At 64.6% G+C, this 16,555-nt stretch carries 7 protein-coding genes; 2 read left to right on the forward strand and 5 right to left on the reverse strand.

The window, feature by feature from the left end:
• Nucleotides 1–445 precede the first annotated feature (445 nt).
• The 4 genes from ACT6QG_RS05920 to ACT6QG_RS05935 form a co-directional block, all read right to left on the reverse strand.
• A complete protein-coding gene (locus tag ACT6QG_RS05920; protein ID WP_444976648.1) occupies nucleotides 446–1,078 on the reverse strand; it encodes an META domain-containing protein in 633 nt (210 codons plus the stop codon).
• 341 nt (nucleotides 1,079–1,419) lie between these two features.
• Nucleotides 1,420–3,363 (reverse strand): acetate--CoA ligase, encoded by a 1,944-nt coding sequence (gene acs, locus ACT6QG_RS05925; RefSeq protein ID WP_444976649.1) that lies wholly within the window; start codon nucleotides 3,361–3,363, stop codon nucleotides 1,420–1,422.
• A 296-nt stretch (nucleotides 3,364–3,659) separates the two neighbouring features.
• The gene (locus tag ACT6QG_RS05930) at nucleotides 3,660–6,056 is read right to left on the reverse strand and encodes a penicillin-binding protein 1A (protein ID WP_444976650.1); all 2,397 of its coding nucleotides are present in this window, start codon (nucleotides 6,054–6,056) and stop codon (nucleotides 3,660–3,662) included.
• Nucleotides 6,057–6,366: 310 nt separating this feature from the next.
• Entirely contained in the window at nucleotides 6,367–7,782 is a 1,416-nt protein-coding gene (locus tag ACT6QG_RS05935; protein ID WP_444976651.1) for an N-acetylmuramoyl-L-alanine amidase, read from the reverse strand.
• A 739-nt stretch (nucleotides 7,783–8,521) separates the two neighbouring features.
• Between ACT6QG_RS05935 and ACT6QG_RS05940 the strand changes: the two genes are divergently transcribed.
• The gene (locus ACT6QG_RS05940; protein ID WP_444976652.1) at nucleotides 8,522–11,962 is read left to right on the forward strand and encodes an Rne/Rng family ribonuclease; all 3,441 of its coding nucleotides are present in this window, start codon (nucleotides 8,522–8,524) and stop codon (nucleotides 11,960–11,962) included.
• A 418-nt stretch (nucleotides 11,963–12,380) separates the two neighbouring features.
• On the opposite strand, the gene ACT6QG_RS05945 is transcribed toward ACT6QG_RS05940, so the two are convergent.
• Nucleotides 12,381–14,969 (reverse strand): ligase-associated DNA damage response DEXH box helicase, encoded by a 2,589-nt coding sequence (locus ACT6QG_RS05945; RefSeq protein WP_444976893.1) that lies wholly within the window; start codon nucleotides 14,967–14,969, stop codon nucleotides 12,381–12,383.
• 279 nt (nucleotides 14,970–15,248) lie between these two features.
• Between ACT6QG_RS05945 and ftsW the strand changes: the two genes are divergently transcribed.
• Nucleotides 15,249–16,469, forward strand: a complete 1,221-nt coding sequence (ftsW, locus tag ACT6QG_RS05950; RefSeq protein ID WP_444976653.1) for a putative lipid II flippase FtsW — start codon at nucleotides 15,249–15,251, stop codon at nucleotides 16,467–16,469.
• Nucleotides 16,470–16,555: the final 86 nt, after the last annotated feature.

Here is a 16,555-nt window from a genome sequence, read left to right on the forward strand (position 1 = left end):
GGATGCTACCTCTCTTTCCACAGGCGTAGGTGTACTATTTCTGGTGGCAGCCAGATACGGTATTCCACCCATGCATGCGGCCGGGTAATCCCCCCTTCCGCACTGGGAGCGCCCGCAGGTTTCGGACCTGGTGGAAGAGCGTCTCCCTTCCCTCAAGGTCCGTTGAAGAACCCATGCCAAGCCCTGACCGGCATGGGAGGCGGACCGGATGGTATTTCCCCCCAAGGCGCCATCCGGTCCGTTCAGGTCCGCATTGCGGACTTTTTCGGGCTTCATTTCCCGCGCAATCCCTGTCTCGCTCCGCTTCGTGGACCCATGTCTCACCGTCCACAAGGCGGGAGAAACGCTGGCCTTTCACAGCAAAACGCCACCGCACCGGCAGGTGCGATGGCGTTGTCCAGACCCTTGTTCGGGAATGGGGAGGGCAGGAAAGATCCGCCCTCCTTTACTCGTCCGGGGTGGTGGCCGAGAAGGTGAGAAGGGGGGCGCCCTTGTCATCCAGCAGGAACAGCTTCTGGGTCGCCGCATCCACGCGCCAGCTTTTCACCTCTTCCAGCAGCTTCAGGAAGCGCGCTTCCTGATCCATCGCAGCCGGCGGGCAGGCCATTTTCGTGGAGGCGGCCAGGCCGAAGGTGAGCTTCTCGCCATCAATCTTGGCCTGCGACATGAAGCGGTTGCATCCGCCCGACCCGGAAACGCGCCCATCCGCGCTGATATTGAGGTCGGTGCGGATACGGTCGATCACGCCACGGCCTTGAATATCCTCCAGCAGCCAGTTCCCGACAGGCGTATTGGCGGCGGCCGATGCAGTGTTCTGTGTCATGTCACTTTTGGGGGCTGTGGCCTCGGAGGTGGCGGCGGGGGCGGGATGTGCCGCAGGGGCAGCAGCGGGTGGTGCCGCCTCGCTCTGCACCGGCCGTGGCTGGGGGGTATCTGCCGCATAGGCGGGCATTGTCAGCGCGGATGCACTCCAGAGCGCCGCCAATACACCGGCCGCCAGAAGGGGGCGCAGACCACGGGGCCGGAGCGGCTGCGCGGAAAGCTGAATGGCGCAGTGGGAGCTATGGGAAGAAACCATGGACAGAGTTCTCTCGCTGTCTGGCCCGGAAAGAGAGCATCGTTTCCGGGCGTTGCCGTTGATCGGCCCTGAGCCTGCGCTGAGGATGAAGGCAGGCGACGAGGGGTAGGGGAGCCGCACGGAAGAGGCCGCTCCTCATCTGCCCCCTTTATGGGCGCTCATCGCAGCAAAAAGATGGTGGTCGCCCCTTCATCCGGTGGGGCATGTGAAATGCACATAAAAAACGGTGCCGGAAAACCGGCACCGCTCAGGAAAACAGGGTCTGCAAAACGTCGGGAGGTCAAACCGGTGTGGAAGCATGGCCGGGCACGGTATGTGAGCCGCGCCCGGAACACGCTGCCTCAGTGCTTGTTCTGGCGGTTGTCGATGAGATCATCCACAACGCCGGGATCCGCCAGGGTGGAGGTATCGCCGAGGCTCTCGAACTGGTCTTCGGCAATCTTGCGCAGAATGCGGCGCATGATCTTGCCGGAGCGGGTCTTGGGCAGGCCCGGCGCGAACTGGATCTTGTCCGGCGCGGCGATGGGGCCGATTTCCTGACGCACCCAGGCCACAAGCTCCTTGCGCAGCTCATCGGTGGGCTGCTCGCCTTCCATCAGCGTCACATAGGCATAGATGCCCTGACCCTTGATGTCATGCGGGAAGCCGACCACGGCCGCCTCGGAAACCTTGGGATGCGCCACCAGTGCGCTTTCCACTTCCGCCGTGCCCATGCGGTGGCCGGAGACGTTGATCACATCATCCACGCGCCCGGTGATCCAGTAATAGCCATCGGCATCACGACGGCAGCCGTCGCCGGTGAAATACTTGCCGGGATAGGTGGCGAAATAGGTCTGCTCGAAGCGCTCATGATCGCCATAGACGGTGCGCATCTGGCCGGGCCAGCTGTCGGCGATCACCAGATTGCCTTCGCAGACCCCGTCCAGCACCTTGCCTTCGGCATCCACCACCTCGGGCACAATGCCGAAGAAGGGCAGGGTGGCGGAACCGGGCTTGAGAGCTGTCGCGCCCGGGAGGGGGGCGATGAGGATGCCGCCGGTCTCGGTCTGCCACCATGTGTCGACGATGGGGCAGCGGCTTTCACCCACGACCCGGTGATACCACTCCCAGGCCTCCGGATTGATCGGCTCGCCCACCGAGCCCAGCAGACGCAGGGACGCACGGGAGGTCTGCTTCACCGGATCATCACCAAACTGCATCAGCGCGCGGATGGCGGTGGGGGCGGTGTAGAAGATGTTGACCTTGTGCTTGTCCACCACATCCCAGAAACGGCCGGTGGTGGGATAGTTCGGGATACCCTCGAACATCAGCGTGGTGGCGCCATTGGCCAGCGGGCCATAGACGATATAGGAGTGCCCGGTGACCCAGCCTACATCCGCCGTGCACCAGTACACATCTCCGTCCTTGTAGTCGAAGATATATTCATGGGTCATGGAGGCATAGACGAGATAGCCGCCGGTGGTGTGCAGCACACCCTTGGGCTTGCCGGTGGAGCCGGAGGTATAGAGGATGAACAGCGGGTCTTCCGCGTTCATGTGCTCCGGCGGGCACTCATCGGTCACCATCTCGATGGCTTCGTCATAATAGACGTCGCGGCCCGGCTCCATATTCACCTTGCCGCCGGTCCGGCGCACCACGATGACATGGTCCACCCCGCCTTCCACATGCTCGATGGCGGCGTCCACATTGGCCTTCAGCGGCACCTTGCGGCCGCCGCGCAGACCCTCGTCCGCGGTAATGATGACCTTGGCGCCGCAGTCGGAAACACGGCCGGCCAGGCTGTCGGGGGAGAAGCCGCCAAACACGATGGAATGAATGGCGCCGATGCGGGCGCAGGCGAGCATCGCATATGCCGCCTCGGGGATCATCGGCAGATAGATGGTGACGCGGTCACCCTTCTTCACTTCACGGTTGCGCAGCACATTGGCGAGCTTGTTCACCTGCTCGTAAAGCTCGCGATAGGTGATGTTCCGGGATTCTTCCGGGCTGTCGCCTTCCCAGATGATCGCAACCTGATCACCGCGCTTCTCCAGATGCCGGTCCACGCAGTTATAGGCGATATTGGTGACGCCGTCCTCGAACCACTTGATCGAGACATGGCCGGGGTCGAACGTGGTGTTCTTCACGCGGGTATAGGGCTTGAACCAGTCGATACGCTTGCCGTGCTTGCCCCAGAACGCATCAGGGTCGCTGACTGACTCGGCGTACATGGCCTTGTACTGTTCTTCGTTCAGCAGCGCCTTGCCAGCCCATTCGGACGGGACGTCGTAAATCTTTTCCGACATATGTTGCTCCTCCCAAGCTTTCGCACGCGATCATAGTCCGGTCTTTTTCGCCGCAGTATTGATCACATGGTGTTGAAACAGATTATGGGGAGTGGAAGAGGTCTGCACAAGGCGCATAGCAGGCATACTTTGGACGAATCCCAATAGAGTAAGTGCACTGCTTTACCTTGGGATAATTGCCTGGGACCCTTTGCAGCCCCGGGATTCAGGGCGGGGCCAAGATCTGAGAAAATCGCATACCGGCATCATGAAAGAAAACGCCCGGCACCATGGAAATGGGCCGGGCGTTGTGATGGTCAGTACAGTCCGCTTGTGGGAGCAGCTTCCGGGGAGGAGCCACTGCCTCCGGAGAAGCCGGAAATGGAGTAGCTGTCCGGTGGTGCGGTGCCCGGCTTGAAGGCCTCCAGAATGCCTCCGCTTCCGGTGCGCTGGCCGCTCTTGCGGTCGATCCGCACCAGCTTGATGCCGGCGGGAACGCGGAAGGGAATGGCCGGGCGGTCCTCCAGCGCCTCCTTGAAGAAGTCGCGGGCGATCGGGGCGGCGAGGCCGCCGCCGGTGGCGCCGCGTCCAAGGCTGCGCGGGCGGTCATAGCCCATATAGATGCCGACAACCATTTCCGGGGAGAAGCCGACGAACCAGACGTCCTTCGCCTCGTTTGTGGTGCCGGTCTTGCCGGCAATCGGCTTGCCGACCGCCTTGAGGGTGGTGCCGGTGCCGCGCTGCACCACGCCTTCCATCATGGAGGTGATCTGATAGGCGGTCATCGGGTCCAGAACCACCGGCCGGCGGTCGATCAGGGTGGGTTCTTCCTGATTTTCCCACTTCTCGGCGGAGCAGTTCTGGCACTCGCGCTCGTCATGGCGATAGATGGTGTGGCCGTAGCGATCCTGAATGCGGTCGATCAGGGAGGGGGTCACCTTGCGCCCGCCATTGGCGATCATGGCATAGCCGCCGACCATGCGCAGCAGGGTCGTCTCACCCGCGCCCAGCGAGTAGGAGAGCAGGGGCGGCATGTTGTCATAAATGCCGAAGCGCTTGGCATATTCCGCGATGATCGGCATGCCGACATCATTGGACAGGCGCACGGTCATCACGTTTCGGGAGTTTTCCAGGCCGAAGCGCAGGGTCTGCGGCCCATAGAACTTGCCCGAATAGTTCACCGGACGCCACACGCCAAGGCCGGGGCCCTGATCGAGCTCGAAGGGGGAGTCGGCGATAATGGTGGAGGGCGTGTAGCCATTGTCGAGTGCCGTGGCATAGACGAAGGGCTTGAAGGCGGAGCCGGGCTGGCGCTGGGCCTGTGTGGCGCGGTTGAACTCGCTCTGGTCATAGGAGAAGCCGCCGGAAAGCGCGAGCACGCGACCGGTTGTCGGCTCCATCACCACCAGCGCGCCGGAAACCTTCGGAATCTGGCGCAGGCGATACTGGCCGGGCTGCTTGTCCAGCGCCTCGACATAAACCACATCACCGGGCTTGAGCACGCTGGTGATGGGCTTGTTCGTCCACTTCACACCCTCGGACGGCAACAGGCCCACCTCACGCTCGATGGAGCGGGCGCCGGACTTGTCCAGCACGGGCTGAAGGCCGATGCGGGCATTGGACTTGTTCACATCCAGAACCACGGCCAGACGCCATGGAATGTCCGTGAGCTCCTTCACCTTGCCCAGTTCCTCGCCCCAGTCGGCGTTCACCGTGTCGATCTGGGTGACGGGGCCGCGCCATCCGCGCTGCTGGTCATAGCGGATCAGGCCATCGGAAAGGGTCTTCTTGGCCAGCACCTGAAGCTTCGGGTCCAGCGGGGTCCGCACGGAAAGGCCGCCCTTGTAGAGCTTGTCCTGACCATAGCGCTCATAGATCTGGCGACGCACTTCCTCGGCATAATATTCGGCCGCGAAGATCTGCGCGCCGGTGGCGCGCGGGGTCACATCCAGCGGCGATGCCTTGGCCTTCGCGCCTTCCTCCGGCGTGGCGAAGCCGTTCTCGACCATGCGGTCGATCACCCAGTTGCGCCGGTCGATGGCGCGCTGGCGGTCGCGGAAGGGGTTGTAGGAGGAGGGGGCCTTGGGCAGGGCGGCCAGATAGGCGACTTCCTGCAGGTTCAGCTCCTCGACCGACTTGTCGAAATACACCAGCGCCGCCGCGCCGATGCCATAGGCGCCCATGCCGAGATAGATCTCGTTGAGATACAGCTCGAGGATGCGATCCTTGGAATAGGTGTGCTCGATACGCAGGGCGAGCAGGGCTTCCTTGATCTTGCGGTCGAAGGAGACCTCATTGGTGAGCAGGAAGTTCTTGGCCACCTGCTGGGTGATGGTGGAGGCTCCCTGCGGGCGGCGGTTGGAACCGTAATTCTGGGCGAAGGCAACGGCGGCGCGGGCGATACCGGAGGGGTCGATGCCGCCATGCTCGTAGAAATTCTTGTCCTCGGCGGAGAGGAAAGCCTCGATCACCAGCTTGGGCACCGATTCGATGGGCACATAGAGGCGGCGCTCATTGGCATATTCGGCCACCAGCGCGCCATCCGCCGCATGCACGCGGGTCATGACCGGCGGTTCATAGTTCTGAAGCTGGGAATAGTCGGGCAGATCCTGGGAGTATTTCCAGATGACATAGGTCACCCCCGCCGCGCCAACGAGCAGCACAAGCGTCGTCAGGGCGAACACGAAACCCAGGAACCGCATCATCAGACTCATCTCGCTGGGCCCCTCCGCCGCATCATCGATCCCGGTCACGACTCACAACACGCCCGTACTCCGCCCGTGCGCATGCTGCGGAGCACTTATGACGTGAGGCTCGATCCCGCAACAGGAAGCTCACGTCCCATCCCCGAAACATGCCGTTTGTGGCATCACGAACGCGCTATGGGTTGTTGTTCTGTTCACCCGCTATGCGCCCAAAACGTGGCCGGATAGCGACAGGCATCCGCTGGGCGAAGGCTATAATTGGCACCATGAGCGACGCCAGCCCTGTTCTGAAAGATGGTGAATCCGGCAAGGGGGCCGCTCAGCCGCCGGGGCGGGCGGCTATGGAGCCGGTGGTGTCCGTCCTGTCCTGCGCCGCGGTGGCGATGCGATCGGCGAAGAAGCGGTTGGTGGCCTCAAGCAGGGCATCGGTCATGCGGTCACGCCAGACCTCGGAAGTGAGCTGCTTGAGATCCTCGGGGCTGGACATGTAGCCCAGCTCCACCAGAACGGACGGCACATCATGGGCGCGCAGAACGCGGAAGCCGGCGGAGCGCAGCGGGATGCGGTGGGTGTTCACCCGGTTCTTCATGCTGCCCACCAGCTCATGGGCGAAGCGGGCGGAGAAGTTGCGCGTTTCGCGGTGGGCCAGTTCCACCAGAATATCGGCAACCGCATCGGTTTCATCGGAGAGATTGATGCCGGCGATGAGGTCAGCCTTGTTTTCCTGCTCGGCAAGGCGTGCAGCATCGGTGTCGCTGGCCTTTTCCGAAAGGGTGTAGACGCTGGCCCCGCGCGCCTGACCATCATTGCGGGCCAGGGCATCGGCATGGATGGAGATGAACAGGTCGGCCTTGTTCTTGCGGGCAATGTTCACCCGCTCGCCCAGCGCCACGAACGTATCCGTGGAGCGGGTCAGCACCACGCGATAGGCGCCGGTGCGCTCCAGCTTGTCGCGAAGGGCCAGAGCGGTTTCAAGCACGATGCTCTTTTCAGTATAGGCGCTGTAGCCGGTCGTTCCGGAATCGATGCCGCCATGGCCGGGGTCCAGCACCACCACCGGGCGGCCATCCTCTTCGGCCGCGGGGCCGGGCTGGGGGTGCGCCGGCGCGCTTTCGGCCCGCAGGGCGGCGGAATCGGCGACAGCTTTTGTGAAGCTCTCGTCATCGGTCTGCACCAGATCGACCACGAGGCGGGCCGGCTGGTCCTCGATGGCGTCGAGAATGAAGGCCTTGTCGATGGCCACGGGCCCGGTCACATCCAGAACCATGCGGGCCTTGCCGGGGGCGAACACGCCATAGCGATAGGCCGAGACGAGGCCGCGCTTGCGCTGGCCGGCTTCCGGCTCCATGCGGAAGGTCACATCCTTCAGGTCCAGCACCACGCGATAGGGATTGGAAAGGGTGAAGGCGCGGATCTCCACCGTGCGGTCGAGATCGACGATCATCCGCGTGCGGACCCCATCACCCGCAAGGCGGGCATCATGGGCGATGGCCGGGCCAGTCGCCCCGCCGGAGGTGATGTGATGGGAGCCATCCGCCTGCGCATCCGCGCTGACCTGCGCAGGCATTGCCTCTTCCGTGGCGGCGCTGGCGGGGAGGGCGAGAAGGCCAAGGGTGAGGCAGGGCGCAAGGGCGCGCCCGCAGCCCCGCGCGAGCCCGTGAAGGAGCCGGCGAATCGGGCCGTACGCCACAAGGCGGGCGGAGGGGGCGGGAATTTGCGGGGCGGTGTCGTCCATGCCTTCCAGCTCGCCAGTGCAGCGCTGTTGACCTCATGGGCTGATCATTCGGCACATAAGGGGGCCTTATGCACCGGGTGTCTTTCATCGATACGGGAGCTTCCTTAACCGGGCGTTTACAGGCGGCAGGCGTGCCGGCGAGGCATGTGCGGATGGATGGATAAGGGGATGGGCCGCGCATTAATCTTGCAAAGCAGGAAGGGGGACGGCTAATAAAGGTGCGTACACAGTTCGCGTTCCGGAAAAAGGCTTTCAGCCGCCGGCTCTGCGGCTGCCGCGGGCGGTTCGGTGAGCGCGTCATGGGTTACGCTCCGGAACATGATCCGTAAACGTTCTGGCTTCAGGTGGTGCCGTTTCGCGGCAGGTCTGGGGCACGCGCCGTGGCGCGAGAACGCGGTGGCCCGTGCAGACCGCACCGGTGAAGGTTTTGATGGAAGTCAGAGTGCTGGCGCGCGCGTGTGCCGGGCCGGGCCGGAAATGTTCCGGGGCCGGTCGAAACCGATCATCGGGGAACGGGTAGCCGAGGGCATGGATTTTTCTCCACACGACAGCTGCGTTGACCGCGCTCCCGTGTGCCCCGACGTCGAGGGTGTGCAAGGCACGTCCCGGCGCAGCCTTTCCTCTGCTTTTTTGCGACATCATATCCGGCAACCGGACAGCACCCGGGCGGGCTCTGGAAAGCCCCTGACCCGGCGTTTGCGTGCAGGCTCAGCCTCCGGCGCCGTGAAGAGAGAACTACATGGCCAACAAGATGCTTATCGATGCGACCCACCCGGAGGAAACCCGGGTGGTGGTCGTACGCGGCAACCGGGTCGAGGAATTCGACTATGAGTCTGCCTCCCGCAAGCAGTTGCGGGGGAACATCTACCTCGCCAAGGTGACGCGCGTTGAGCCGTCCCTTCAGGCGGCTTTCGTGGAATATGGCGGCAACCGCCATGGCTTCCTCGCCTTCAGCGAGATCCATCCCGATTATTACCAGATCCCGGTCGCCGATCGTCTGGCGCTGCTGGAGGAGGAAGAGCGCGCCGCCCGCCTTGCGGAGGACGAGGTTGAGGTGCGCGAGAAGCGTCGCGACCGTGGCCGCTCCCGCAACAGGTCCCACGCGCCGGCCGAGCCGGAGGCGGTTGAGGATGCGGTTGTCTCCGATGCTGCCGAAAATGAGGCGGAGGATCATGCCGTTGCCGAAAGCGTAGCGGTCGAGGCCGTTTCGGTCGAGGCGGCGGTCGCTCCTGCTGAGGCTGCGGATGAACCCGCCCCGGCCCCTGAAGCCGGCGATGCTGCCGCACCTGTCGTGGCTGAGCCCGAGGACGCCGCGCCCGCAGCGGCGGCGGAGCCCGTCGAGATCGCCCCTGCCGCACCGGAAGCCGCTCTTCCGGTGGAAGAGCCTGTTGCAGTCCCGGTTGAGGACGAAATTTCTCCGGTCGCCGAGACTGTCGCTTCTGAGGCCCCCGCTGTCGAGGAGAAGCGGGAAGAGACTTCAGGGGATGCGGAGGCACCTGCCTCCTCCGGTGAAGAGACCGCCGGCCGCAAGGCCGAGCCGTTCGCCGCCCGTGTCGATTCCGTGGTGAGCGAGCCCGCCCCCGCGCAGGATGATGAGGACGAGGCCCGCAAGGCCGAGGGCGATGATGTCGAGGACCGGCTGATTGCCGAAGCCTCGGAAGCTGCCGAACAGCTTGCGCTCACCGAGCCGGAGAGCGATGAGCAGATCGAGGCCGAGGCGCAGGCCGCTCTGGACGAGCTGCCCCCGCTGGAGCCCCGCGCCAGAACCCGCAATGCGCCCCGTGCCGCCGCGAAGGCCGACAGTTCCGACCATTCGGACAATTCGGACTCCTCCGACGACGATGACGAGGACGACAGCGATATCGAGCAGATCGACGAGGATGACGAGATCGAGCATCTCGGCTCCGATGACGATGCCATGGAAGAGGTGCCGGAGCGCTCCCATCACCAGCGCCGCGCCAAGACCTACAAGATCCAGGAAGTCATCCGCCGCCGTCAGGTGATGCTGGTGCAGGTGGTGAAGGAGGAGCGCGGCAACAAGGGCGCGGCTCTCACCACCTATCTCTCGCTTGCTGGCCGCTATTCCGTGCTGATGCCGAACACCGCCCGTGGCGGTGGCATCTCCCGCAAGATCACCAATGCGGTGGATCGCAAGCGGCTGAAGGAAGTGGTGCAGGAGCTGGAGGTGCCCGAAGGCATGGGCATCATCCTGCGCACCGCAGGGGCCAACCGCACCAAGACCGAGATCAAGCGCGACTTCGAATATCTGCTGCGGCTGTGGGAGACGGTGCGTGAACTCACGCTCTCTTCCGCCGCGCCGAGCCTTGTCTATGAGGAGGGCTCGCTCATCAAGCGCGCCATCCGCGACCTGTACAACAAGGATATCGACGAGGTCATCGTCGCCGGCGAGGAAGGCTACAAGGAAGCCAAGGACTTCATGCGCATGCTCATGCCGAGCCATGCCAAGATCGTCCAGCCCTATCGCGATCCCCAGCCGATCTATGCCCGCTATGGCGTGGAGCAGCAGCTCGATGCGATGTTCTCGCCCGTAGTGCAGCTCAAGAGCGGCGGCTATATCGTCATCAATCCGACGGAAGCGCTGGTTTCCATCGACGTGAACTCGGGTCGCTCCACGCGCGAGCACCATATCGAGGACACGGCGCTCAAGACCAATATGGAGGCGGCCGAGGAAATCGCCCGCCAGCTGCGCCTGCGGGACCTTGCCGGCCTCATCGTTGTCGATTTCATCGACATGGAGGAGAAGCGCAACAACCGTGCGGTGGAACGCAAGCTCAAGGATTGCCTCAAGAACGACCGCGCGCGTATCCAGATCGGCCGCATCTCGCATTTCGGCCTGCTGGAAATGTCGCGCCAGCGCATCCGCACCGGCGTTCTGGAAAGCTCCATCGAGGTTTGCCCCCATTGCGGCGGCACCGGCCATGTGCGTTCGGCGGCGTCTGTCGCGCTTCAGCTCATCCGCGCGCTGGAGGAGCAGCTCCTGCGCTCCGCCTCCCACAATCTCAATGCCCGCGCCCGTCTGGAAGTGGCTCTCTATGTGCTGAACCAGAAGCGTCCGCATCTGCGCGAGCTGGAAGACCGCTTCGGCGTGAACATCAACATCATTGCCGATGCGGATGTGACCGGACACCACCCCTTCGTGATCGAGAAGGGCGAGCCGGCGGCCCCGCCGGCCGCTCCGCGCTCCGCCCCTGTGGTGCAGCCCGACTCCATTCTTCTGGATGAGGAGTTCATCGAGGAAGAGGACGTCGAGGCCGATGACAATGGCGCCTCCGAAAAGGAGACCGATGCGTCTGACGAGAATGGCGATGAGGCCAACCGCCGCCGCCGCCGTCGCCGCCGCCGTCGTGGTGACCGGCGCGATGATGGGTCGGACGAGGCGTCCGGCAATGATGATGTGAGCGCATCCGAGGGGGATGATGAATCCTCTTCCACTGACGAGGATGACTCCGGCGAGGAAGCCCGCGCGGATGGAGAGGACGGGGACGATGACAATGGCGATCGTCGCCGTCGCCGTCGCGGCCGTCGTGGCGGGCGTCGCAATCGTCGTGAGCGCGATGGGGATGAGGCCGCGGCTGATTCCTCCGGTGATGATGCGGACGGCGAATCCGCGCCAGAGGCTGAGGCCGGCGTATCAGATGCCGATGAGCCCGTGGCCGATGAGGATCATGCTCCCGCCCCTGAGGCTGATGAAGGCGACTCCAAAGGGGATGCGGTGGTGGCTGCGCCTGCCATTGCGGAGCTGGCTCCGGCTGAAGAGCCTTCTGCGCCCCGCGAAGAGGTGAAGGCCAAGCCGGCCGTGGCACCGGTTGCCCCGGTGGCTGTCGAGGCAGAAGAGGAGCCGGCCAAGCCTGCGCGTCGGCGTCGCAATACGGTGCGTGAGAAGGCCCCGGCACTGCCTGCCGAAACGGCGGCGCAGGATGATGTCACATCCGCTCCCGTGGCAGAGATCGCCGTGCCTGCGGAAACCGGAACTGTCGAGACCGTCGAGGTCACAGCAGTGCAGGAGACCCCGGAGGCGCAAGCGCCGGAGCCTGAAGCTTCGCCGGTGACCGCGACCGCCGAGGAAGCGCCTGCCGAGGCCATCCCCGCGCCTGCGGAGGATGAGGCTCCCAAGCCGCGTCGTTCCGGCTGGTGGCAGCGCAAGCCTGCCAGCGAGTGACGGCAGTCTGATCTGCCTGCCATCCGGAAGGGATGGCTGAGAGACAAGAAAAGGCCCGCCGGAAAGACTGGCGGGCCTTTTTCTGTCTGAAGTCCGGGGTTCGGCAGGAGCATGCCGGGCCTGTCACGCCCGCAGCAGCTTGAGTCCTGCCTTTTTGCTCTCCGGTTTGGTGGATAGGATCGTATCGAGATGCCCACCAAACCGGCAGCAACCTGGCTTGGGGAGCCGGCAAGGAGCTTGCTCTTGCTCTTGCCTTGTGCCGGTGTCGTTTCAGGCCGGGCCGCGGAACAGGCCGGCTCGTGAAGCCATATTGTGAAGCTGCCCGGTGGGTGCGCGGTTGGGCGAGACGCCTTGCCCCTTGCGCCATATCAGGGCCATGGCGCTCCGCTTTCCCGGCCTGCCGTTTGTTCAACTCAACTCAATTCATGGCGGCGCGGATCAGCCCTTCCTCCCGGTCCGCCATTTCCGCCAGCAACTCCTCATCCGCATCACCGCCCACGCGCTCCTGTCCAATCTCAAGCAGGATCGGCACGGAAAGGGGCGAGACACGCTCCAGCGGCTGATGCACGATCTGTCCGCGAATGCGTGCGAGCATGTCGCCCAGTCGCTTCACATCCAGAAGGCCGGTGGCGGCATCGGCGCGGGCCGCGCGCAACAGCAGATGGTCTGGCTCATGACGGCGCAGCACGTCATAGATCAGGTCCGTTGAAACGGTCACCTGCCGGGCGGTTTTCTCCCGGCCGGGAAAGCGCCGCTCGATCAGCCCGCCAATCACCGCGCAATGGCGGAAGGTGCGGCGCATCAGGGCGCTTTCGGCCAGCCAGGCTTCCAGATCATCCCCCAGCATGTCCTCGTCGAACAGGGTGGAGAGGTTGAGGCGGCCCTGTGCGATGGCAAGGCTGAGATCCCGCGTGCCATGGACGGCCAGCGCATAGTCATTCGCCACGAAGCCGAGAGGTTTCAGCCCGGCCCGTTCCAGCCGGCGGGTCAGCAGCATGCCCAGTGTCTGGTGGGCCAGGCGCCCCTCGAAGGGGTAGGTCACCAGATAATGCCGCCCGCGCTCCTGAAAGGTCTCGACCAGAAGATCATCGCTGCCGGGCAGGCGCGAGCGGGTGCGCTGCAGTTCCAGCCATTCGCGCACGGGGGCGGGCAGCAGCTTCCATCGGTTCGGATGCGCCAGAAGGGCGCGCACCCCGGCCGCCAGAAAGGTGGAGAGCGGAAACTTGCCGCCCGCATAGGCCGGCACCTTTGCATCGCTTGCACTGGAGCGGGAGACATGAACCTCCTCCTCCACCAGCGCCTCATAGCGCAGCACCTCGCCGGCAAAGACAAAGGTGTCTCCCGGCGCGAGCGTCTCGACGAAATATTCCTCCACCTCGCCCAGATAGCGCCCGCCAAAACGGGCCCGTCCGCCGCTGCGGCTGGAGCCGAGGCGGACTTTCAGCATGGAGGATTCAACGATGGTGCCGATATTCAGCCGGTAGGCCTGCGCCACCATGGGGTTGGCGATGCGCCAGCGCCCATCCTTCATGCGGCGGATCTTGGCATATTGCTCATAGGCGCGCAGGGCATAGCCGCCTGTGGCGGCAAAATCCACAACAGCGTCGAAATCGGCACGGGACAGGGCGCGATAGGGGGCGGCACTGCGCACCTCGGCAAACAGATCATCGGCTTGAAAAGGAGCGGCGCAGGCCATGCCGAGCACATGCTGGGCCAGCACATCCAGTGCGCCGGTCCTCTCGGGTGGCGTATCCTGCGCATTGGCCTTCACGGCCTCCAGCGCCGCGCGGCATTCCAGTACCTCGAACCGGTTTCCCGGCACCAGCAGGGCGCGGGAGGGCTCATCCAGCCGGTGGTTGGCCCGGCCAATGCGCTGCATCAGGCGCGAGGCCCCCTTGGGGGCGCCCACATTGATGACCAGCTCCACATCGCCCCAGTCGATACCCAGATCCAGCGATGACGTGGCCACCACCGCCCGCAACGCGCCATTGGCCATGGCCGCCTCCACCCGTCGGCGCTGCTCCACCGCGAGGGAGCCGTGATGGAGGGCGATCGGCAGATTGGCGTCATTGATCCGCCACAGCTCCTGAAACAGCACCTCCGCCTGTCGCCTTGTGTTGACAAAGACCAGGCTCAGGCGCTGCGCTTTCAGGCGGGCATAGATGTCCGGCACCGCATGCAGGGCCATATGGCTGGCCCAGGGCATGGGCGCGCGGGTTTTCAGGATGGAGACATCCGGCTTTGCCCCACCTTTCGCCACCACCAGATCGGCAAGGCCGGACGCGCCGGGCGCGGCTTCATCCTGCGGCATCAGATAGCGGCGCAGGGCATCCGGTTCGGCAACCGTTGCGGAAAGGCCGACGCATTGCAGGCCTGGGGAAAGCTGGCGCAGGCGGGCCAGGGCCAGGGCCAGCAGGTCTCCACGCTTGGAGGTGACAAGGGCGTGCAGCTCATCCAGCACCACCCGCTTCAGGCCGCTGAAGAGATGTTCGGCATCTCTGGAGGCCAGAAGCAGGGAGATCTGCTCTGGCGTGGTGAGAAGAATATCCGGCGGATCACGCCGCTGGCGGGCGCGGCGATTGGCGGGCGTGTCCCCGGTGCGGGTTTCCACGCGGACAGGCAGGCCCATCTCGGCGATCGGACGTTCGAGATTGCGGGCAATATCCACCGCCAGCGCTTTCAGCGGCGAGATATAGAGCGTGTGCAGGGCGGTGGGGCGCTCTGCCTGTGTCCGGGAAAGGAGCCGGGCTGGCGGCGTGTCGGGCGCTTTCTCCGTCCCCGACGGGTCCGGGCGGGCCGTGTCGCGGCCATCCTTCAGTTCGGTGAGGGTGGGCAGAAAGCCGGCCAGCGTCTTGCCCGCGCCAGTGGGAGCGATGAGGAGGACGGAGCGCCCGGCTTCTGCGGCGGCCAGAAGGGAGAGCTGGTGCGGGCGCACCTGCCAGCCGCGGGCGGCGAACCAGTTCGCGAACTGTGCCGGCAGTTGCGGCGAAGCCTTTCCGGCAGGCATGCCCGCGCGCTTGGCGGGGAGCATCCGGCACAGGGGCGCCTGGGGGCTGGCATCGCGCGGGGCGGGGTGTTTTCGGGGTGCTTTGGCCACATGCGGAAGATAGGCATGGACCGGCATTTTTGCGATGGCCATTCGGGAATGAATGCCGCAGCCATGGGTAAAGGCTGGCGTGCGCGGGCAATAATGGCGCAGACGCCATGTTCCTTGCGGCCATTAATGGCCCGTCAACCCTCCTGCTGCATCTTGGCCTGCACTTGTCCTGCCTGGAGTATGCGTCCCATGATGTCGCGCGCCGACCGCACCGTCTTGAGCGAATGGTGGTGGACGGTAGACCGTGCCCTGCTGGCTGGTCTGTTCGCCCTGATGGTCATCGGCATCATTCTGTGCCTGGCCGCGAGCCCGGCCGTTGCTGCCCGTATCGGCATTCCGGACCCGTTCCACTTCGTCAACCGCCAGGTGATGTTCCTGCTGCCGGCGCTGGTGGTGATGCTCATCACCTCCTTCCTTTCGCCGCGCACCATCCGGCGCACCTGTGTGGTGATGTTCGCGATCTTCTTTCTGCTGCTGCTGGCGACCCTCGTCGTGGGGCCGGAGGTGAAGGGCGCGCGGCGCTGGCTCACCATTGCCGGCATTACCGTGCAGCCTTCCGAGTTCATCAAGCCCACCTTCGTGGTGCTGGCGGCCTGGCTGTTTTCCGAAAGCGCCAACCGGCCGGAAATGCCCTCGCGCTTTCTGGCTTTCGCCCTGCTGGGCTCCGTGGCGCTGCCGCTGGTGCTTCAGCCGGATTTCGGCCAGACCATTCTGGTGGGCACGGTGTGGCTGGCGCTGTTCTTCGTGGCGGGCCTGCGGGTCATCTGGCTGGTGGGGCTTGGCGGGCTGGCCGTTGGCGGGCTTACCATCGCCTATTTCACCGTTTCGCACGTCCAGAAGCGTATCGGCCGCTTTCTCAATCCTGAATCGGGCGATACCTACCAGATCGACATGGCGCTGAACTCGTTCCGCAATGGCGGGTGGTTCGGCACCGGCCCGGGTGAGGGCACGGTGAAGCGAATGCTGCCGGATGGACATACGGACTTCGTGTTCTCCGTGGCGGGTGAGGAATTCGGCATCATTTTGTGCCTGATCATTCTGGCGCTGTTCGCCTTCATCATTCTGCGCGCGCTCAGCCGCGCCGTGCATGAGCCGGACCCCTTCTCGCGCTTTGCCATCACCGGCCTTTCCATGCTGTTTGGCCTGCAGGCGGTCATCAACATGGCGGTGAATGTGCATATTGCCCCGGCCAAGGGCATGACGCTGCCTTTCATCTCCTATGGTGGCTCCTCGCTCATCTCGCTGGCCTTCGGCATGGGCATGCTCATTGCCTTTTCCCGCAGGCGGCCCGGCGCCGTGGCGCTGGCGGCGCTGAGCGAGCCAAAGCGCCCGGCAGGTGAACCGCTGGCGCGCCCCACCACCATGCCTGTCCCCGGCGGCGCGCATGAAGGTGCGCCCAGCCCGGCCTGAGGCCAGAACATGCCCGTGATGCGAAGACCGGGGGCAGGGTGCTTGTGCCCTGCCATATTCCGGGCGCACACAGGGTGGATGAGGGT

It is taken from the genome of Haloleucobacter ellipsoideus, assembly GCF_052491725.1.